This window comes from Leptospira borgpetersenii serovar Javanica (assembly GCF_003046425.1).
In the GTDB taxonomy this organism is placed as follows: Bacteria; Spirochaetota; Leptospiria; order Leptospirales; family Leptospiraceae; genus Leptospira; species Leptospira borgpetersenii.
On record NZ_QAJG01000014.1, the window covers coordinates 24,943 to 45,485 of the forward strand.

Below are 20,543 nucleotides of genomic sequence, written 5' to 3' on the forward strand. Positions count from 1 at the left end.
TTCGACGCCTTACACTTTACGTGTTATACGGCTTTGAGCCATACGCTGAATTTGGTTCGACCGGGAGCGGTTTGAAACTCGATTTTGCCCCCGAAACCATCGATTATTTTTTTACAAATGTCGAGTCCGAGTCCCATGCCTTCCCCGTGTTTTTTTGTGGTGAAAAAGGGATCGAAAATTTTGTCTTGAATCGTTTCGGGGATTCCCGTTCCGGAATCCGTCCAGGAAACCACAACCCAAGAGTCCTGTTCTTTCGTCTCGATTTCTATCTTCCCTTTGTAGTTCATGGATTGAAGTGCGTTGTTGAGAAGATTGATCCAGACTTGATTCAATTTGTCCGCTTCTCCCAAACATAGTTTTTCGGTTTTATAATTTTTTACGATTTCGACTTCGTGGGTAATTTTATTATGATATAATATTAGAATATTCTCTATTTCCATCCGAATGTCGATTGCATAAAGTTCCCCTTGGATTCCTTCCGTTTTTGGACGTAGATAACTTTTAAGGGCATTTACGACTCTAGAAGCCTTGTTCGTAGCGATCGATATCACGTTGCTTACGCGTGCGATCGTGATAAAGGAAGCCACCGCAGCAAGAATTTCGGCGATTTTTTCCGATCGTAACAAAGGAATCAATCGCTCCCCTAATTTGTGTATGCCTAGATCCGTGATCGTACGTGCGACCGAGTTGGGATTTTTAATTCCGGAATTTTCCAAATCGCGAGCCAACTCTTGACGGATTCCGCGATTCGGTAGAATCGGAGATTCGGATATATGTTTCAGGCTTTCTTCTAAAATCGTATTGAAACGTTCCGAATCCTCTGGACTTAAATTTGAAAGCAGAATAGGGACATTTTTTAATTCATTATTCACGACTTCTAATATGGAACTACAGGAAGAGGAAATAGCGCCGAGAGGAGTATTCAATTCGTGGCTGATTCCTGCGGCCAATTGACCTAAGGCGGCCAATTTTTCGGAAAGTACGAGCTGATGCTGAGTGTCTCGGAGATTTCGCATTAATTTTTCGAGATTACTAATCGCATTCATTAGATTTTCGTTGGATTTTGCGAGCTCTACTGTTCTCATTTCCACCTTTTGTTCCAGGTTTGCATTGAGTTCTAAAATCATGGATTCGTTTTCCTTGTTTCTCGTATTGTTTACGATGAATATGGTTCCGAGTCCGATCAGGATTGCTACGGTGAAAAATAAGATCATGTCGGCGCCGCTTTCGGCTTGTTTAACCGGCATGCTGATTTCGAGGATTCCTCTTACGTCTCCGACCTTCCAATCTTTTTTCGGAGATTCCGGATGAGTGTTGTGACATTGGATACAAGAAGTCTGCATTCGATCCGCAAGAGCGTATCTAACGTAAGGTATTGAATCGATTTCTTGAAACGTATAGTAGGGTATATCCGGGTTTTTCCGCAAACGACTCAATGCGTCCTTTTGAAAATCGTCAAGGCCGCCGTATCTGTGTCGATTGGGAAACGGATATTCACTGTATAATTCTACTCGAATCCCTTCAAACTGACGTGTAAGGTGTTCTCCGAATTCTTTTACGATCGTTGCCGGAAGAGGAATACTTTTCGGAACCGTTTTGTATTTGTAAGTGACCTCCGTTCCTTCCTGCAACGCCTTATTTACTATATTGTCCGAATAATAAACCCGAAGCGCGAGCATTTGTTGTGCGACGGTTTTTACGTTTTGTATTGCGGTCGTATCTGTATTCTTTTTTTGATAATAAAGGAGGAGGCTTCCTAAAAGAAGGATCAGTAAGATACAACCGAAAAGAAAAGGCAGAAGGATACGCGTTTCTATTTTCAGAAAATTCAGATTCAATCCGAAAAAGGACGTTTTTTTTAAATTCATGGTTCCCGCCAGATTTACTTTTGCGGTTTGATTATATCCCGGCAGCATGTGCTTTCATCCCATTTATTCGTTTTAAAGTTTTTGTTAAAGGATTGTATTGCCCGAGCCGCGTCTATACACTATATAGAAGACGGATAAAATTTGAAAATGAAGTCGTACGGAAAGCTCGTAAAAGTGTTTCTTATGAGTATCCTTTATTCTTGGAGAGTAGTAGGTTGTGAGATTTCAAATTCCAATGATTCTAAGTCAGTGTGATTCGCTATAACAATGCGAAAAGGATCGATGCGAGGCCAAGTTATTGGTATTTTACAGCGTTTCCAAAACTTAGAACTGTCCCAAAACCTCAGATGTTGGAACTCCTACTAGAGTGTTCCAACGGTACAATTCGTTAGAAATCCATAAATCACCAATCTGCGGGAATTCCCACGTTCTATTACGAACTTATGAAATGATTGTGCCGATTACTTTTCAAGTTTTGGGACAAGTTCTTAATTCTGCTTTATCAGAAAAATCAAACTGATAACTAAAACGTCTCGTTTCTATTGGCGCTCGGAAAACTCAACGTCTCGCTTCTATTGGCGCTCGACGGGTTTTTATAAAAATTGAATCTGATTCCGGAGTTTCACAATAACTTGACCTGAGTCCAGCCTTTGTAAGCAAAGGCTGGGTTCGCCCGAATTTTATTACGTCGAACTCGCGTTAAGTTAGTAATGCAACTGCTCTTTCCGAAACGATCGAATGTTCGTTTTTCATTCGGATCTATTGTTCGAACGAAACTCGAAAATATCTGTTCGGCAACAAAATTCGAAGAAGCAATGTGAAATGGGAATTGTCGGGGCAATGTAGTCGCCCGAGTCTTTCTTTGATTCTCTGAAAAGAGAAATGGAATATGATTACTGTATGGAATTCAAAAAGCGGAAAAATACTTTTTGTTTCTATAGATGTATATTATAATATACATATGCACAATTCGTTTTTAGGTTTTGTGAGCTCTGTTGCATTTGAAGAAAATGCTGCGTAAAAAGTGTCCAATTATACGTAACTAAGCTACTTACATAAAGAAATGCCGTCGATTTTAGTACAAATCCCAATTTAAAGACAGAATCTTGAGAACTCATTCTAAGAGATCAGTGGATAAACTCTTTGAATGGATGTGGTTACAAGTCGGTTTGAGTGGAATCGGAAAATGGACTACGAAACGTAAGGGACGAAATACGTTTGTATTTCCTCATATGCCTACGTCATTCCGCGGTTTCCACTCCGATAACTTCGGATTCTTTGAGGGAAAATTCCGCTTTTCCAAGGCCGCGTTTTTTTCTGTCTACGATCCAGTAGAGATAAAGAATTACTGCAAATACACTTTGTAGGATAAATTGAGCGAGATGGACGGTTGTTGCATAAAACAAACCTTCGGAAGCATTTTTACCCATCAGAACGAAAGAAGACGTGACGGAGGCGTGGAAAACACCTGCACCTGAGGGTGCGGAAGGAATCATCACACCGACTGCGCCTGCGAACATGATGAGTACGATTCCGGGGTAACTCATTGGAATTCTGACAAGTTCGAGAAGAATACCATAGCTGAGTGCGTAGCCGATCAACCAAGTCAGTGCGGTAAGAAAGGTGGGAAGAATAAATCGTTTCAGAACTAAAAAATTTCCTAAGTCCCGAATATAATGTGCGAGTTTGTGATCGAACCATTCTTTTTTACCGAAAAGACTTGCGATCCAAGTGAGAATCGATATGATCGTTTCATTCAAAAATCTCACTAAGATCAGACTTAAGAAAATTCCGGCGATTACCAAAGAGGAGACGATAAAAAAGAAATCACTGCTTTCGTCTTTGATACCTAAAAACATCAAAGCGCAGATTCCCGCGGAAAATATAAAAGAAAAGTCTAATACTTTTTCAATAAAGAGTGCTGTTACCAGAGCTGGGTATTGAAGCGATGATTCCTTTTTGCAGAAATACAAACGAAAAATGTCGCCTCCTCTTGCCGGAAGGAACATATTCGCTCCCACACCGATAAAGGAAGAAAGGAGCGCATAACGGAATCGAATTTGTTTTCCCATAAGAAGATACCATCTCCAGGAAAAAAGGAGCAAACCCCAAGCGGAAGAGATACAAAACGGAATGAGATAGATCGGATCCCAGCGTTCTTGAATTTTTGCGAATTCGCTCAGATCGAGTTTTGAAAATAAAAATCCGAGAGCGGCTACGCTGACGACGGTTCCGAATAGAATACGTTTCAATGTGATATTCCTGGTTTTAACCCGGAGGCCAGAGCAGTTGACGTTCCGCTAAAAGATGAAAATGAATGTGAAAAACGGTTTGTCCTCCGTTTTTTCCGGTATTGTTTACGATTCTGTAGCCGTCTTCCGCAAAACCAAGATTCTTTGCGGTGTCTCGAATCCGGAGTAGCATGTTTCCGAGTAGGGAAGAGTCTTCGTTTCCGATCTCTCTGAGGGATTTTATGTGCTTCTTTGGGACGAAGACGATGTGGGTCGGTGCTTGAGGAGAAATATCATGAAAAGCTAATATTTCCTCGTTTTCGAACGCGATCTTGGAAGGAATTTCCTTACGGATGATCTTGCAGAAAATACAATGGTGATCGTTCATTCTTGGTTCTCCATACAAAGCGCCGCTGCGCCTAAGGTTCCGGATATGTTTCCTCCGGGCAGAATTTGGGTATAAGTTCTGAAAATCGGAAAGATAAGTTCTTGAATTCTTTCTTTGAGGGAGTTGCCGAATAGATCCCAAGAATACACAAGTCCCCCCGTAAAGACGATCTTTTCCGGATTAATGGTATGAATGAGTCCCCGACAGAGTTGTGCGAGGGCTTCGATTCCTTCGTTTAATAAAATTGATGCGACGGTTTCCCCTTTTCGATTCCTATCGAAAAATTCTTCGGCGGAGTTTAAGGAATTTCCCGTTTTTTCCTGATATCGATTTAAGAACCCGCTTGCGCTAAAATACGTTTCAGTACATCCTCTTTGTCCGCACCCGCAGAGGGGGCCGTTTGGAAGATACGTAACGTGTCCCGCTTCCATTCCGCTTCCTTTGTAGCCGTCAAATAATTTTCCTTGATATACCCAGCCTCCTCCGAGTCCCGTTCCTAAAGTAAGAATCACCAAACTCGGGGATCCTTTTCCAAGACCGAAACGGTATTCTCCAAGTGCGGCGAGGTTGGCGTCATTATTGTAGTAGACCGGGATGGAAAAATTTTTTTTTAAATGATCGACTAACGCTACATTTTTCAAAAGAGGTAGATTTGCCGATTGAATTAGGATTCCGTTTTCGCAGTCGATGGGCCCGGGGCTTCCGATTCCAACCGCGGCTAACGAGGAATTTTTCATTTCCGATACGATATCGGCAAGGGAATCCAGAAATTGAGTCTCATCGGTTTCCGCTCCCGTTGTGCGGGACGTACTTCCTAAAATGGTTCCGTCCTCGGCTACTAGACTCGCCTTGATGCTTCCCGCTCCGATATCGATTCCGAGATAAGATTTCATTTTACCACCCGGGTAAAGGCTCCTTCTCTCATTTCATAGATCGTTTTTGCGTCGAAGGCGAGATTCATATCATGGGTTACTAGCAGAATCGTAAGACCTCTGGAATTAAAATCGTAGAGAAGATTTCGGACAAGTTCGCTGTTTTCAGGGTCCAAATCTCCCGAAGGTTCGTCTGCGAGTAGAAGTTCGGGCTCGTTGATAAGTGATCTCGCGATCGCAGTCATCTGAATTTGACCGCCGGAAAGTTTGCTCGGGTAACTTTTCCGAATCGATTCGAGGTGAAGACTTTGAATCAGGTATTCGCATTTTTCCAGATATTCTTTCGAACTGAATTTTTCAACTAGGAGAGCCGGAAGCAGGATATTCTCCTCTACATTCAGGTCGGGAAGGAGTTCAGAAAACTGAAAGATGAGACCGATATTTCTTGCCCGGAAGTTTGCAAGTTCTCCGTTACTCATATCGCTGACCTTGGTTGTGTCGAAATAAACTTCTCCGCCGGTGCTGGAAAGCATTCCTGTGATCATGGAGAGAAGAGTTGTTTTTCCCGAACCGGAAGGACCTACGATTGCGACATAGTCGGACTGATTTATATCGAAAGAAACTCCGTTTACGGCTTTCGACTTTCCGTATTCTCGGGAGAGATTGTTGATGCGGAGAATCATTTTCCCCTCCGAATCGATCGGTATGGATCCAAAAAGGTGAGAATCAAGGATAGAATTGCTCCGATTCCGGAAATGAGAAAAATGCAAATAAAAAACGCTTTTCCATAATCGAATAAACTTGATCCTGCTGCTACCCAAGGAGGAAAAAAGACGGTCGCGAATGTACTTAAGGAAAACCCGATTCCGTGTAAAATCCAAAGTTCTGCGACTAAAAGTCGAATTGTTCCGATTCGATTTCCTCCGACGGCCATCATAATGCCCGCGTCAGACGTTCGTAGCAGGGTTCTTGTGATCGCCATAAAAACCAATCCGGCGGAACTGAGCAATAAAACCAACTGTGGATAATTCCGGAAGAGTTCGATACTAGAAGAGTTGGAAGGGGCTTTATCCATTCTGAGTAAAAAGGCCCCAAAGATCAGGAAAAAACAAAATAAAGCGGAAAATCCTATATGAAGAATGCTGATTGTGATATCCCGTTTTACAATAGAATATGCGAATCTGAAGTAGGTAAGTTTTCCCATCTGGTTTTCGTTTCTGTAAAATGATTGAATTTATCCCAAGACTGGATAATGCCCGAACTCAATTTCCGGGATTTTATCCATTTACCAACCGGAACCTGAAAGAAAAACAAAAAAAATGATCTTTGTCATTCTCGTAGCCATTGGAATTATTTTGATCGTTGCGTCTGGATCCTTCCTGATTCAGACTAAGAAAGACGCTTATGAAAAGGCCCTTGCCCTTGCTGCAATGGGGAATTATGTAGATGCCCGAGTGATGATTCGGGATATTTTGGATAATTCTCCTTCGAATGTCCGAGCACATTATGTGATCGCAAAAATCTATGCGATGGAGGGAGATACGATCAACGAGGCCCGGCACCTCGAGAAAATCAAAAAAATCGGAACATACGAAAAGGGAATCAACGCGGTAGTCGTTTCCAACCGAATCGCGGATATCTATTACCAGCAGGACTTATTCGAAGAAGCTCTCTTCCATTATTTGGATACCGTAACAATCGATCCGGAAAACCCAGAAGCGAATGTTCGAATCGGTTTTATGGCTTTAGGTCAAAAAGAATTCATGATCGCAGATCGATTCCTCGGTAAAATTTCTGACGAAAAAATCAAAACCGCTTCCATTTTTATAGGGAAGGGAGTGATCTCTGCGATTCTTCGGAAAGGAAATCCGGTCGATTTTTTTGCCAAAGCGTACGATCTCGAGCCTTCTTCTCCGGTTGGAGGTTTTTTGTATGCTCTGAGTTTGACTAGAGACGGTAAATACGACGAAGCCATTCGAATCGCAAATTCCGTTGCAGATCTGATTGAAGACGATTACATACGTTATACGATCTTTCAGTTTTTGATGTGTTGTTTTATTCTTCAAAAAAATTTAGGTGAGGCTCTCAAACATGCAAGGCTCTGTATGGAGATGGCGAGGAACAGCGGTTGGAAACAGGAGATGATCGATTCCGACGTTTATTTTTCCCTTTTGGCAGTCAAACTCGGTAAATTTGAAGAAGCAAGCGAATATCTCATCGAGGCCGAGTCTGAAAGGATCGACGATCAAAGAATTTTGGAACTCGCGAACTACAAGTTTCAATTGGAGACCAAAAGAATCGAAGCGAATAAAGCCGCACCGGGAGGTTTTTCCTTGGATGACGAGATTGCAAGAATTTTCGGCGAACTCTTTCCAGTGGAACGTTTTTATGAACTCTCCGGACTTAAGTCCTCCAAATCTTTTCATATCAAAGGGATCTTGGACGATCAAGGCAATAAACTTCTTTCGGACGTTTCTAAAATCGGAGTCGGAGTTTTGGATCACTATCGTCAATTGAAAGGGGTGGAATTTAAGAATCTCTGTGTTCGAGTTGTGATGGCTCTGAACTATACCGTGAGTCGTGAAGTTCCCAACAAGGAAGGGGACGGTCTCAATCTTACGGGTCTAAACAAAGCGGACAAGGAAACCCGTTCCTTATTTAAATTCCGTAAATGGAAGGACGCCAAAATTTCGGATATTTTTCTCCGGGATACGATCGGTCAGTTGAATGAATTGAGTTTGGATAAGGCCTTTATCATCGGAGATGCGGAATTTACGGAAGGCGCTAAACGTTTTCTTGCGGATAACTCTTCCTTGCTCGACGTAATTTCCGGAAAAGACTTGGAGGAAATTCTTAAAAAAGCACTTCATCAAGAGGCAAAATAAGCATAACGTTAAAACGCTGCGATAATGTTGAAGTGTGTTTCCTATTTTGAAAAGATGTAGGATTTTTGCGTTTTCGACGGAATCGTTCGCATTTTCAAAAAATCTAATATTTACCCGAGTTTATTCCGGATCGGAGTACCTTTTTATCGAATTTGCCCACGCTCGTTTTTGGAATCGCTTCGATCAATCTAATGTCGTCACTATGAGGCAATTGCCAGTTCGCAAAGTTTTCTTTGAGAATATCGAGAACCGATTTTTTATCTACTTTTTCCCCTTCCTTCGCTACCACGAACACTACGGGAACTTCTCCTCGAATCTCGTCGGGTTTGGCGACAACGGCCGCTTCTAAAACTCCTGGGGCTTTCAACACATAACTTTCCATTTCGACGCTAGAAATCCATTCTCCTCTTGTTTTGATCAGATCTTTTTTGCGATCCGTGATTTGGATATAGCCGTGTTCGTCGATTGTAATTACGTCTCCGGTTCGAAACCATCCGTCTTCTGTGAAAGATTCCTTGCTCGGGTTTCCGTAATAAGAGGCCGTGATCCAAGGTCCTCTTACGATTAATTCTCCCGGAGTTTTACCATCTTTGGGAATATCTTTTCCTTGGTCGTCGATTCCCTTGAGTTCCACTCCCGCAACCGCCGGACCTTGTTTTGCAAGAAGTTGCATTTTTTCTGATTCTTTTCGATCGCTCATTGTGGTCCTGAGTCTGCATACTGTTCCGACGGGGGATAACTCGGTCATTCCCCACGCGTGAAGGATATGAATTCCGAAATCATTCTTGAATCCCTCGATCATGGATTGAGGCGCTGCAGAACCTCCGACGATCATAGTGTGTAATTTGCCGAGGTCGTAGGAATTCTTTTTGAGATGTTGATACAAGACGTTCCAAATCGTGGGAACCCCGGCGGCGATACTTACTTTTTCTTGTTCTAATAAGGAAGCAAGTCCATGACCTAACAGATGTTTTCCCGGAAATACAAGAACCGCACCGGTCATCACGCAAGCAAAAGGAATTCCCCATGCGTTTGCGTGGAACATAGGAACCACGGGAAGAACCGTTTCCTTTTCGCAGATACCCAGACTGTCCGACATACAGATGGACATACTGTGTAGGTAGATGGAACGATGACTGTAAACGACTCCTTTCGGATTTCCTGTCGTTCCCGAAGTATAACACATTCCGGCGGCCTGATTTTCGTCTAACTCCGGTAAGGCGACTTCCTTACTTCCGTTTTTGAGGAACGTTTCGTAATCGATCGCGTCCGGAAGAGCCGCCGGCTCTGTCGCTTCTAGATCGTCCATGATGATGAATTTAGGTTTCTTTTTAAATTGAGAAAGTAAGTCGAGAAGAATCTTGCCCAGGCTTTTATCCACAAAGATCACGGAGTCTTCCGCGTCGTTGACGATGAATACGAGCTGTTCCGGAAAAAGTCGTACGTTTAAAGTATGCAGAATCGCGCCCATCGAAGGTACCGCAAAGTAAATTTCAAGGTGTCTATAATGATTCATTCCGAATGTAGCGATTCGATCGCCGGGACGAATCCCAAGTTTTTGCAAAGAATCGATCAGCTTTTTTACTCGGGATGAGAACTCTCCGTATGTGTAACGATGTATGGATTCGTCGTTCATCTTCGTCACGATTTCTTTTTCGGGATGTACTTCGGAAGCTCTGCGTAAAATAGCGGGAATGGTCAATTGATAATTCATCATCGTAGATTTCATAAAAATTCTCCTGGACTCATCAAAAGCTGATTTTATATCGATTGGTGAGAATGGAATTGTATGATTTTTTCAAAGTCCGTCAATGAAAAGTCCGGGGACAAGTTCTAAATTACTCCCCAAGAACCGGATTTGATTCGGAAATTTTTTGAGTAAAAATTGATTTTTTAGAGTGGAGAACGATTCTTCGAAAAAAATCAGGGTCCGTAGATTACAAAACGATCATTTCTCATCGTATTCATGAAAACTTTTGGAAAAAAATTATATTCTTAAGATTCTTTCATTTTACAAAGACTAAAAAAGATATTTCCTTCAATAAATTTTAATTGTTTCCGTTTCAAGAACGAGAAATTCCGTTTTGTTTTCAAAATCGGAATCCACAACAAAATCGAATCTTAAAAATTTCATTTCAAAACAAATCGATTCAATTTCTCAAAAATAAAAATTATTTCTAAAATTCGGCTAAAAAGCCGGAATTTAAAATTCATATTATAATATGAATCAAAAGATGGAAGGTTCAAACGTTAGTTTTCTTGGATTCGACCCGGATATATCGAAACTCCGGAATCAAACAATGGAGAAAAGTATGTTATTTGAGGACTCTAAAAAAACTCTCTTAGTTTTCAATATTCTTTTTCTAGTAGGAAATACATCCTGTAAACAATCATCGGAAGACAATTCGATGATGACCGCAGTTCTCACTGCAATATCGCAACCCAATTCGGGAGCCGTAACATCGGCCAAAGAACCGGCAGTAGCACATACCGTAGCACCGGGAAGCATTGATAGTACTGATTTCGATCCTAACGCGGATGTACCACTCCCCGTCGGCGATGATGACGGCATGGTTACAATACCGACCAGCGCGTCCGTAGATGCTACGGGTAACGTTTATATCAGCGGAGTCACTTATCTTGCAGGCCAAGATTACAAAGGTTGGATCAAAAAATTCGCTCCTAACGGTATCGAAGATGTCACAAATTGGAATAAGGAATTTACGATGGGACACAATGGCGGGATCTATACGGCCGCACAACGCGTCGCCATTTCTCCTACAGACGGTGCCATCTATGTGGGAGGAACTACACAACCAGTATTTAACAGTTCCCAAAATCATTTTTGGATCAAAAAGTTCAGTTCGAACGGTGTCGAAAGTACCGTAAATTGGAATAAGGATTTTGCAAATATGATCCTAAACGACATTACGGTGGGGAGCGACGGTACGATATTTGCGACCGTAAAAAATTACAATGTAATCGGCGGAGAAAGTCAGGTTCTAAAGTTTTTTTCAGACGGAACCGAAATGACTCAAAACGCTTGGGACGGAATTTCCGATGTCTTTCTTCCGGTTTCCACCAGACGAACCAACGTTGCTTCCAAAAGCGAAAAGATCTTTTATCTCATAGATAACACAACGGTCTCCGGTGTAACAACCGCGAGAGTAAAAAAAGTGGATATGAACGGAGCCGCATCGCTTTCTTGGGAGCGTCAATTTTCTATGGGATATCAAGGAGGCGCTCAAGGCTGGGTCTATGACGCGTTCTCCATCAACGGAAATCTCTACGTTTCTTCGACAACCTATTTGTCTCACGCTGTAGGAACGCCGCAAAAACCGAGAGTGGTCGTTAAAAAATATACTTCAACCGGTACAGAATCTTGGACCCAAGAATTAAATCTCGGAAGTCTTCCGGCTCCGACTTGCATTCTTTCCGATGGGAACAACGGAATTTTCGTATCCGGATACGCTGCGGATCCGATTGTTGGAGACAAGGGTTGGTTGAAAAAATTCAGCGATGCCGGAGTAGAGGATAGCACCAACTGGGACAAAGCATTTGCCGGAAATGCATATACTGCGGCTAAATCCACGGTTGTGGATTCCAACGGAAACGTCTATGTGATAGGTGGAACTTTAGACGGAGACGGATCGATCAAAAAGTTCAGCAATATCGGAGCTGAAATTTTTACTCAAACCTGGGATTGATACATTCGATCCACTCCTGACTAATCCAAGTCAGGCATCTTCTTTCGTAAGACAAGAGTTCCAAACTCTTGTCTTACGAATTCCAAGGACCAAAACACAAGTCAAACCCGATCCTAAAACGCGCAGCCGTCTTCCGAGAAAAATAGAAAAAAATCCGCACGGATTCTAAATCCGAATTTTTTCCAACCGAAAATCGTATCTTAAAAACATGCGAGTTCGGCGGTTGAAATCGATGATTCACTTTTCTGAAAAGAGTTGGATCTGAACTTTGTAAATCTATTCTTCAAATGCGGGAACTACCACAAATCACGATCTTACAAACAAATTCTGAAATTGTTAGGAATTTCTACTTTTAGAAAATTCTTTCTCATTTTCAACCGCCGAACTCACGTTAAAAACAATCCAAAATTTCAAAAAGGAATTCGAGATAAAATATATTGACCGGGGATGGTCAAGAATCCGGCAAAATAACCGTTTGACAGACAGGTTTTTTCCGTTATTTTTTTAGACTTGATTTTTAATAAATCGAAGGGAAACCTAAATCCGTGAATATAATTCCCAAAACGACAATCGCTGAAATTCAAAACATGCAGTTGAATGAACAGATAGAAGCGCTCTCTTCAATTTGGGATCAAATTGCATTCAAAAATCCAGGATTTGATGTTTCGAAGGAAGATAAGCAGTTGTTGGATGAGCGCGTTCTTCGTGAAGAAGATATACCTAGTAAACCTTGGGAGAATTTAAAAAAATCGCTTCTTAAAAAACAAAAGTGAAACTTCTCCCTATTTGAATCAAACCGGCCGCCGAGCAAGACGTGATTCAAACGGTAGATTACTACAATCGTAAAAAAGAAAACCTTGGTTTTGAATTCGTTTTAGAAATGGATTTCATTCTTGATAGAGCCAGTCGTTTTCCTGAAATCGGTCCGTTTGTTTACAAGGATTTTAGACAACTGTTGACTCGTCGTTTTCCTTTTAGAATTTTTTACAAAACCTCAAAAAATCATATCGATGTGTATGCGGTTTTACATCAAAGCCGTGAATTTAGGAAACTACTTCAACCGCCTACTTGAAAACAAAGAGTATCGATCTACTGAAATCGATTTCGCAAACATAAAATCGATTCTGTGTTTTGAAACGAGAGACGATCGAGAAATAACCGTTTGACATACGGGTTTTCCGGTTTGGAATGGAATCGGGGTTATAGGTTTGTGGAGTCGAAAGGTACTTTTAAAAAAACATCGGGTTGGCCGCTTTATATTGTGGCGGGGGTTCTACTGTTTTTAGCTCTCATTTTTTTGATTGGCAGGTTCAATCGGACCGGACTGGAAGAGAAAATCGCAACCGGTAAACCGATCTATTTTTTATTTCATGCGGTCGGAGATTCGGAGGAATACGAATTCGGTCTTTTAGCCGTTCTCTTTCCATCTAACAACCGTTGTGCATTATACTTTATTCATCCGATCACTTCGTTTGACGATCCGGACGATTCTTTGGATCTTCTCAAGTCCGGTGCTAAATCTTCGGTCAAAAGCGCAATCACCGATTTGATCGACACCAAACTTCATTATACGATTTCTCTTTCCGCTTCCAATTGGATTCGTATCGTGGACCTTCTCGGCGGTTTAAGCGTTTATACGGATAACAAAACGGTTCGTAATTCTTCGCAATACAATCGGGAGGTCGGCGTTTATACGATGTCCGGCGCCGACGTTTACGACTATACGAGTAAGATGGACAAAAAAGAAACCTTGGATTACTTAGAAAGGATTAGTCGTCAAGAGAGTGTGGTTCTTACTCTATACGAAACCCTTTTTCAAAGAAAAGAGTTTCTAACGACTCCTCTTTTGGTCCTTGCACACGGTTTAATCGAATCCGATCTTTCGAAAGAAGATTTCGTAAGCCTCGTTAAGTTTATCAATTCTAGAAGAATTCAGTTCGGAATCTCGGAACTTCCGGGAGAACCTGCAAATGATCCGAAGACGAAAAAACTCTATTTAAAAACGGATATTACAAGAGCTAGAGTCGCTTTTCGTAAATTTCTCAAGGATATGAACTCGGACGTTTTTATAGATGCAGAGTTTGCCAGAACGGAAGTTCTGAACGGGACCGAAGTTCCCGGTCTTGCAAAAGACGTTCGTGGAATTCTTTCCGATAAGAGAATTAAAGTGCTTGCGGCGGATAATGCTTGGAAAAAAGGATTCCCGAAAACCGTAGTGATCGATCGTTCCGGCAATACCGCAATCATGGATCGGATTTCGACCGTATTAGAAAAAGCTGAAGTGCATCATGTGTTAAGAAAGGACTTGGGTTTGGATGCAACCGTCGTCGTCGGTTCCGATTACGAACCGAGAAAATAGAGATTCATGAGTCCTACTCCGCCGAAACAAAACCCGACTACCGAAAAAGTTCTTCAAGTCATCTACGATATTATGGTGGATAAAAAATGCGAAGAAATCAGCATTTTGAATTTAGAAAGTGTCAATAGTTATTTGAGTTTCTTTGTAATTTGCACTGTCAATTCTGCGGTTCAAGCGAATGCAGTCGCAAGAGAAATCAGAAAAACATTAAAAGAATATAAACTAACCCATAAAGAAGTGGATAAAACGGGAGCTTCTACGAATTCGGGTTGGACGCTTTTGGACTTCGGAGAAATCATCATTCACATTATGACTCCAGAAAAAAGGGAATATTATAATTTGGATAGGCTTTGGCGGGATGCTAAAAGAATGGAACTCTAAAGGAGACGCAGTCCCGATCGGTCTAACGAAATGATTTTTAATTCAGCGGTTTTTATTTACTTTTTTATAGTCGTATTGACGGTTTGTTATTTTTTTGCTGCTAGAAGAACTCCTAGAAATATTCAAAATGTCTTTTTGTTGATCGTATCCTATATCTTTTACGGCTGGTGGGACTGGATTTTTTTGATTTTGATTATTTCCGTTTCCGTTTCCAATTTTTACATCGCTCTTTTGATCGAACAAAAGGAATCCTTCAAAATCAGAGGGTGGCTTTTGTTTTTGGCGGTTCTCATCGACATGGGAATGCTCTGTTTTTTTAAATATTATAATTTTTTTATAGATAACCTTAACGTTGCGGTCAAAACTTCCGCTGGACTTTTTAGTGTCGAGAATCCGACCCTTTTTCAAGATTCTGTTTTTCTTCAGATCATTCTTCCCGTAGGGATCAGCTTTTTTACGTTTCAGACTCTTTCTTACGTGATCGACGTCTATTATCGTAAAATCAAAGCGGAGACAAACTTAATCGACTTTTCACTTTTTGTCTGTTTTTTTCCTCAATTGGTCGCGGGGCCGATCGAAAGGGCCGGAGACCTTCTTCCCCAAATCAAAAAAGACAGAAAGATCGATCTCGATCTTTTTTACAAGGGTTGTCTTTTGATTCTTGTAGGCTATTACATGAAAACCTACGTTGCGGACAATTTGGCGGAACTTGTAGATCTGGTTTTGTTGAAAAGTTCTTCCGTATATAAATCCAATCCGGAGCTTGCGGGGGGACATTCCGCGATTCATACCGTTCTTGCTTTGTGTGCGTTTATCTTTCAGATTTATGGCGACTTTGCGGGGTATTCCTACATTGCCAGGGGCTCTGCGTTTCTTTTGGGTTTCCATCTGAGTGAGAATTTTATTACTCCGGAATTCAGCGTAAACTTTAGGGAACTTTTCCGAAGATGGCACGTTACTCTCAACCGGTGGTTTACGGATTACGTATACATTCCGTTAGGCGGGAGTAAGGTAAGTAAATTTTACAACTATAGGAATTTGTTCATTATTTTCGGTCTTTCCGGCATCTGGCACGGAGCAAGTTGGAATTTTGTGTTCTGGGGGCTTTGTTGCGGGCTTTATATCGTGCTTTATATGATATTCCGTGAACCTTTCGATAAGTTCAAGCTTACGATCAAGTCCGAGTTTCCTTTTTTGAATCACTCGTTCTTTACGAAAGGATTTTTCTTTTGGTCCTGTTTTATTACTTTTTTCATGTTTGCGATGACTTCCATATTCTTTAGAAGTTACGACGGAAATCATGTGAAGATTCTTTTTACGAATATCATGGAGAATTTTTTCGTACTAAAAGGTTCAAACGATCCGATCAGCGTCTCTAATTACTTTACGGAAATTTTAAAGATTGTGGGGCCTCTTCTCATATGGGATTATTTTCATTATAAGGATAATTCTGCGTTCTTTATTTTCGATAAACCCGTAATCATTCGAATTGTTACGTATCTTTTTTTCTTTTACTGTATAGTTTTAAAAGGTGTATTCGGCAAAAATGTCATTTATTTCGCTTTTTAAGAATAAAGTCGTTTTGATTGTTCTTTCGATCGTGATTTCGATTGAACTCGTAGCCACATTTACGGAGATCTACTTTTACGAACATACGGAGGTTTTTTTAGTCAATAACGTTCGTAAAAAGATGGAGTCAGGGGGATTAGATTACAAAGGTCTCATATTTGGAGATTCCAGAAGTATGTCCCTGATTCCCTCCGAAGGATCTGGGATATATAATTTCAGTCTTCCCGCGATGGGAGCAAGATATTATGTTCATTATCTTTCGAAGTATCTCAAAGCGGGAAATAAAAAGCCGGAATTTATCTTATTTGCTTCCAGCCCGGGATTGATTGCGGAAGGTTACGGGGATCCGATCATCGATCCGAGTCTCATAAAATACGTTAAACCGAATATGAGTCTTTCTGAATATTTAAAGAACCGTTTCATTTCCGGCTTAACGTATAGGAATTTTTTGATGGAAAACGCTTCGGATAATATGCAGAAAGTGGTCTCCGAAATCAATTGGAAGTTCTTTTCCCATAGAATTCTTCACTTATTTTCCGTAGGGGAAATGTTTGAACAATACAAAGGTCCTGAGCTTCTTTACGTACTTTCTGCTTCGATTCCGAACGTATTTTCCACATATCGGTATCGCAAAGCTCTTTTAAACGTATTTTCCTATGAAAATTACAAATCTGTCGAAACTGCGATGAAACTCGATTGCGGATGCGAGGAACTTTATACTCCTCGGTGTATGCCTCCCGAAAGTAATTTCAGGGATAATCGTTGGATTTCCGAAAAGTTAAGTTTTCAAAACGGAGGTTTAAACATTTCGGATCGAATCAAACCGCAGCATGCGGTCCTTTATCAGATGAGTCGCGACAAACTAAAGGAAGAGGTCCTTGCGTCTTATAAGGTGGAGCCAAATTTTGATTTTAGTGCATTTGAGGATTTTCTCGAATATACTCAGGCTCAAAACATAAATGTTTATTATATCTTAATGCCTTTTCCGGAATATACCCAGTCAACGGGGTACTTTTCGAAATTCTGGCATGCTTTCGAATCGCTGAACGCGAAATACCCGCATCTTAAGGTTTTACAATTTGAAAAACAATTTATGAAACCTGAATATTATTCGGATCAGATTCATCTCAATTGTCAGGGTGCAAAAGCCGTCAACGAAATGTTTTACAAACTGGGTTATTGATCAAGAAGATTCAAAAGATCGGTTTGTTTTCTTTGGTTTTTTGGTGAAGACTTGAAATGCGGTTTTCCGCGTCTATGCTTGGAACTCTAATCGGCAGAGCGTAGTGGAAAATTGAGTTCTTATCATTCTTATTATATTGTTCTTAGCAAGTCGGTCTCAAAACCTCGGACGTAGGAACTCCTACGAGAGTGTTCCAACGATAAAATCCGTTAGAAAAGCCATAAATCACCAATCTGCGGGAATTTCCAGGCTCTATTACGAACTTATGAAATGATTGTGCTGATTTCTTTTCAGATTTTGAGACCGGCTCTAAGTCGGTTTTTCAAATTTAGGATAGTTCATAAAAATTTTATAAAGATTTAATTCTAAAAAAATATTCCTTGATTTGGAAAAATAACACCTTTGTAGACCAAATATAAATTGATTTTAATCTTTCTTTGATAACATTCCTCGATCAAGATATTTATCCATTTTAATGAGAAATGAAAAGAGAGACAAAGGTGAAAATTATGAGAAAGATTCTAATAATTCTGGTCGGTTTCTTTTTATTAGGAACCTTAGGAAATCTTTATGCACGTCGAGGGAGAGTAATTGAAAATCCGATCGACATTGTTGATGTGCCCTATCAAAATCAGGTTTCTAGTCCACCTGTGGAGTCCTTTTATCGGGCTGATATGTTGGACCCGGAGCAGCTTAGAGGTTCGGATGGATTTTGGTCGGCTGGAATGTCGACAGCTCCCGGTAATTCGGATCGTTCCCTTTTCAATCATGTTACTCTTGGTGCTCATACCGGGCGTTCTGCATATATTAGCGCGACCAGAACTCTGAGTGACGCTCATATTTTCGGGAATTCGAATATCTCTCAGGATTATTACATTTATCAAATTGCGGGGGCGCCTAATATTTTTGATGTACAAAGATCACTTGGGCCTTACACTCCGCCTCATGCGAGAGGAGACGTTGTGGCGTTGTTTCGAATTACATGGGGACAAGTTTATGGCTGGTACCATGTTAGCTTTGGCGTTCGAGGAGAATTTGTACCCAATTCTATGTTTGATAGAGGAAGGTATGGCAATACCACGTCTTCTCCGGGATATCCGGAATTAGCCGGGTTCCCTCAAGGTGATCCGCGGTGGGGAAACCGATTTTTTGCGAACATTGCGAGGTGTGATGATTTTTTACGCTCAAATACTGGAAGGTGTTATTTAAGGGAGGATAAGCGTGATACCGACCAGAAAATTTACGATAAGAGTTACAAGAAAAGCAGGCTACCGAGTCTTCCTATATTTAAAACTCCTATTTCCAAAACTGCGTCCAGTAAAGGAATATATATAAGTTTATCCGGCTATCTATCCGGCCTTTGTTATGTTAGTTCAAAAACTAAAATTGAATGCAGATCTATATTGAATAATGGAAAACTTAGCTCGATTAAAGAAACCGTTATAAACGATACGGGTTATGAAGATTCTTATATGTTTGGTGATGTCAATAATGATCAGAAGAACGATTTTTGTCGTTTAGTGGCAGGAAAGAATAACCTTACTTTATTAAAGTGTAATCTTGGAGATGGTAATGGAAAATTTCCTAATGAGGTAAATTTCGGGACTTTGGACGGTGGCTGGGCGTCACAAGGGGCCGCAGATAAGCGTGTGATTGTGAAAGGTATTTTTGGAAAAGCTTATTTTTGCCGTATTGTAAATGGGTATGAGATAGCTTGTACAGAGTTAGTTAGAAGAAATGATGGTAGAGGTCTTGTCACCTTTACTCAGGGAAAAACTAGAAAAACTAATGGATCCTATTATTATTCCACTTTGGTTAGGCAAGAGGGTATTTTTACGGATAGTAACCAAGACGGTATTCCTGACTGGTGCAAAGTCAGTTATAACGCAACGGATTTTGAAATTCGTTTCGAATGTTGGTGGTCGGAGAATGGAAATCAATTTTCTAAAAAGGCAATCTTTACAAAGGCTATGGAAGCTAAGGGTGTGGTTGCTGCCGCAAATATTATGAATTCTAGGATATCGGATCTTTGTTTTATTCCTGAATATCGGCAGAACAGCTCTGTTACATGTTATGATTTTCCGAACGAGCTTTTATATCGCTCATCTCCTCAATTCAATTATGCAACTCGATTTATCGAAGCCAAAAACCTTATGAGTAAAAATGACAATGCTCTTTGCGCTACTGAGGTAATAAGTAAGAGTAAAATAATGAGACTTTCCTGCGTTTCAAAATATTCCAAGTCTTCTACCGGATTTTCTTCCGTTTTTTCTACGTCGAACTTTGAAGATTACGGGAATGTTTTTAATAAGAAGCAGACAACAATTGTTTATTCTAACGGAAGAAGTTTATTTTGTTCGATTCGACAAGATACTGCCGGATGTGTACCACTCAATCAAAATGCTCCTAGTTGCCAACTGATAGCACCGGCTCAGATGCGGTTTGCGAGGTCTTTCAGGATCGGTCTGGGGTTGGAAAACTTTCAAGGGAAAAATGAATGTTTGGAATTAAATACCAAAGAAGGGTGTTATAGGGAGGACGGAATTTGTTATAAATGGGATTATTGAGAATTGTTTTGCAGTGGCACTTCGAATATTTAGTAATTTATGAAATATTAATAAATTTAGGGCGTCGGTCTTGATTGCGTGAATGTGCTGCCGACGTTCTTTGTTGTTATCCGTTCGGCAAACGCAGACGAACTCTTCTGTTTTTTTGGGGCCGATTTACGCAAACCGACTTGTAAGACTAAGAGCTTATTACTATACGGCGCTGGTTATTTTCTAACGGTTTTCGTTTCTATAAAAAATAAGCGAACGGAGTGGTTTGTTTGCGACGGACTCTAAATTTCAAATACTTATTTTTATAGAGAGTGATATTTTGAAGTGCGCTAACGATCATTAAATTTTGAAATTCTGCGGTACGGCATATGGCCACAAAATACCAAAGTGAGTCGCGGGTCTTATATTTTTTGGTTTTCCAAAACGCCCTGTATCGGAGTCGGAGATGCTATAGAATTCAAATGAAGGGACATGGCTTCAAAAGATGAAAAACGTAGGATTGAATTGGCGCTAAGAGTCCGTCCAAAATCTTTAAAAAATAT

At 40.7% G+C, this 20,543-nt stretch carries 16 protein-coding genes and 1 pseudogene; 10 read left to right on the forward strand and 7 right to left on the reverse strand.

The annotated features are described in order from the left end of the window. Positions 1–23 precede the first annotated feature (23 nt). Positions 24–1,868, reverse strand: a complete 1,845-nt coding sequence (locus CLV95_RS12230) for an ATP-binding protein (RefSeq protein WP_107694976.1) — start codon at positions 1,866–1,868, stop codon at positions 24–26. Between the two features lie 715 nt (positions 1,869–2,583). Here CLV95_RS12230 and CLV95_RS20105 point away from each other — a divergent pair. Further along, positions 2,584–2,889 (forward strand): annotated as a pseudogene (locus CLV95_RS20105) (IS3 family transposase); the annotation flags it as partial. Between the two features lie 220 nt (positions 2,890–3,109). Here CLV95_RS20105 and CLV95_RS12235 read toward each other — a convergent pair. The 5 genes from CLV95_RS12235 to CLV95_RS12255 are packed head-to-tail and all read right to left on the reverse strand — an operon-like array spanning position 3,110 to position 6,563. Beyond that, a complete protein-coding gene (locus CLV95_RS12235; protein ID WP_002725986.1) occupies positions 3,110–4,120 on the reverse strand; it encodes a lysylphosphatidylglycerol synthase transmembrane domain-containing protein in 1,011 nt (336 codons plus the stop codon). Positions 4,121–4,136: 16 nt separating this feature from the next. After that, positions 4,137–4,487, reverse strand: a complete 351-nt coding sequence (locus CLV95_RS12240; RefSeq protein ID WP_002725992.1) for a histidine triad nucleotide-binding protein — start codon at positions 4,485–4,487, stop codon at positions 4,137–4,139. Continuing rightward, complete coding sequence (locus tag CLV95_RS12245; protein ID WP_002735392.1) at positions 4,484–5,380, reverse strand: ROK family protein; 897 nt, start codon at positions 5,378–5,380, stop codon at positions 4,484–4,486. Before CLV95_RS12245 ends, CLV95_RS12240 begins: the two co-directional genes overlap by 4 nt. After that, complete coding sequence (locus tag CLV95_RS12250; RefSeq protein ID WP_002725984.1) at positions 5,377–6,042, reverse strand: ABC transporter ATP-binding protein; 666 nt, start codon at positions 6,040–6,042, stop codon at positions 5,377–5,379. The genes CLV95_RS12245 and CLV95_RS12250 overlap by 4 nt, the downstream gene beginning before the upstream one ends. Then, complete coding sequence (locus tag CLV95_RS12255) at positions 6,039–6,563, reverse strand: hypothetical protein (RefSeq protein ID WP_002725996.1); 525 nt, start codon at positions 6,561–6,563, stop codon at positions 6,039–6,041. Before CLV95_RS12255 ends, CLV95_RS12250 begins: the two co-directional genes overlap by 4 nt. A 115-nt stretch (positions 6,564–6,678) precedes the next feature. Here CLV95_RS12255 and CLV95_RS12265 point away from each other — a divergent pair, with 115 nt between their 5' ends. Next, a complete protein-coding gene (locus CLV95_RS12265) occupies positions 6,679–8,244 on the forward strand; it encodes a tetratricopeptide repeat protein (RefSeq protein ID WP_002725994.1) in 1,566 nt (521 codons plus the stop codon). A gap of 103 nt (positions 8,245–8,347) precedes the next feature. Here the strand turns inward: CLV95_RS12265 and CLV95_RS12270 are convergent, their stop codons facing one another. Beyond that, on the reverse strand, positions 8,348–9,973 hold the full coding sequence (locus tag CLV95_RS12270; RefSeq protein WP_002735371.1) for a long-chain fatty acid--CoA ligase: 1,626 nt from the start codon (positions 9,971–9,973) through the stop codon (positions 8,348–8,350). 583 nt (positions 9,974–10,556) lie between these two features. Between CLV95_RS12270 and CLV95_RS12280 the strand changes: the two genes are divergently transcribed. From CLV95_RS12280 to CLV95_RS12320, 8 genes are all read left to right on the forward strand, one after another. Continuing rightward, on the forward strand, positions 10,557–11,951 hold the full coding sequence (locus tag CLV95_RS12280; protein ID WP_026054818.1) for an NHL repeat-containing protein: 1,395 nt from the start codon (positions 10,557–10,559) through the stop codon (positions 11,949–11,951). 545 nt (positions 11,952–12,496) lie between these two features. Beyond that, complete coding sequence (locus CLV95_RS12290) at positions 12,497–12,724, forward strand: hypothetical protein (RefSeq protein WP_002735479.1); 228 nt, start codon at positions 12,497–12,499, stop codon at positions 12,722–12,724. A gap of 17 nt (positions 12,725–12,741) precedes the next feature. Beyond that, entirely contained in the window at positions 12,742–13,023 is a 282-nt protein-coding gene (locus CLV95_RS12295) for a type II toxin-antitoxin system RelE/ParE family toxin (RefSeq protein WP_080592219.1), read from the forward strand. Positions 13,024–13,113: 90 nt separating this feature from the next. After that, entirely contained in the window at positions 13,114–14,310 is a 1,197-nt protein-coding gene (locus CLV95_RS12300; protein ID WP_002735485.1) for an LCP family protein, read from the forward strand. Between the two features lie 6 nt (positions 14,311–14,316). Next, positions 14,317–14,691, forward strand: coding sequence for a ribosome silencing factor (gene rsfS, locus CLV95_RS12305; RefSeq protein WP_002729426.1), 375 nt, complete (start codon positions 14,317–14,319; stop codon positions 14,689–14,691). Positions 14,692–14,721: 30 nt separating this feature from the next. Further along, positions 14,722–16,260 (forward strand): MBOAT family O-acyltransferase, encoded by a 1,539-nt coding sequence (locus tag CLV95_RS12310; protein WP_002735400.1) that lies wholly within the window; start codon positions 14,722–14,724, stop codon positions 16,258–16,260. Beyond that, positions 16,238–17,443: a hypothetical protein gene (locus CLV95_RS12315; protein ID WP_002735478.1), complete on the forward strand. Its 1,206-nt coding sequence runs from the start codon at positions 16,238–16,240 to the stop codon at positions 17,441–17,443. Before CLV95_RS12310 ends, CLV95_RS12315 begins: the two co-directional genes overlap by 23 nt. 509 nt (positions 17,444–17,952) lie before the next feature. Next, the gene (locus CLV95_RS12320; protein WP_002735349.1) at positions 17,953–20,010 is read left to right on the forward strand and encodes an enterotoxin A family protein; all 2,058 of its coding nucleotides are present in this window, start codon (positions 17,953–17,955) and stop codon (positions 20,008–20,010) included. The last annotated feature ends 533 nt before the right edge of the window (positions 20,011–20,543 follow it).

Excerpts from the sequence above, each read along its gene's own strand:
- CLV95_RS12280 (WP_026054818.1), top strand. The coding sequence starts at position 10,557 with ATGTTATTTGAGGACTCTAAAAAAACTCTCTTAGTTTTCAATATTCTT.
- CLV95_RS12270 (WP_002735371.1), bottom strand. The coding sequence starts at position 9,973 with ATGAAATCTACGATGATGAATTATCAATTGACCATTCCCGCTATTTTA.
- CLV95_RS12240 (WP_002725992.1), bottom strand. The coding sequence starts at position 4,487 with ATGAACGATCACCATTGTATTTTCTGCAAGATCATCCGTAAGGAAATT.
- CLV95_RS12315 (WP_002735478.1), top strand. The coding sequence starts at position 16,238 with ATGTCATTTATTTCGCTTTTTAAGAATAAAGTCGTTTTGATTGTTCTT.
- rsfS (WP_002729426.1), top strand. The coding sequence starts at position 14,317 with ATGAGTCCTACTCCGCCGAAACAAAACCCGACTACCGAAAAAGTTCTT.
- CLV95_RS12245 (WP_002735392.1), bottom strand. The coding sequence starts at position 5,380 with ATGAAATCTTATCTCGGAATCGATATCGGAGCGGGAAGCATCAAGGCG.
- CLV95_RS12230 (WP_107694976.1), bottom strand. The coding sequence starts at position 1,868 with ATGAATTTAAAAAAAACGTCCTTTTTCGGATTGAATCTGAATTTTCTG.
- CLV95_RS12320 (WP_002735349.1), top strand. The coding sequence starts at position 17,953 with ATGAGAAAGATTCTAATAATTCTGGTCGGTTTCTTTTTATTAGGAACC.
- CLV95_RS12250 (WP_002725984.1), bottom strand. The coding sequence starts at position 6,042 with ATGATTCTCCGCATCAACAATCTCTCCCGAGAATACGGAAAGTCGAAA.
- CLV95_RS12255 (WP_002725996.1), bottom strand. The coding sequence starts at position 6,563 with ATGGGAAAACTTACCTACTTCAGATTCGCATATTCTATTGTAAAACGG.
- CLV95_RS12265 (WP_002725994.1), top strand. The coding sequence starts at position 6,679 with ATGATCTTTGTCATTCTCGTAGCCATTGGAATTATTTTGATCGTTGCG.
- CLV95_RS12310 (WP_002735400.1), top strand. The coding sequence starts at position 14,722 with ATGATTTTTAATTCAGCGGTTTTTATTTACTTTTTTATAGTCGTATTG.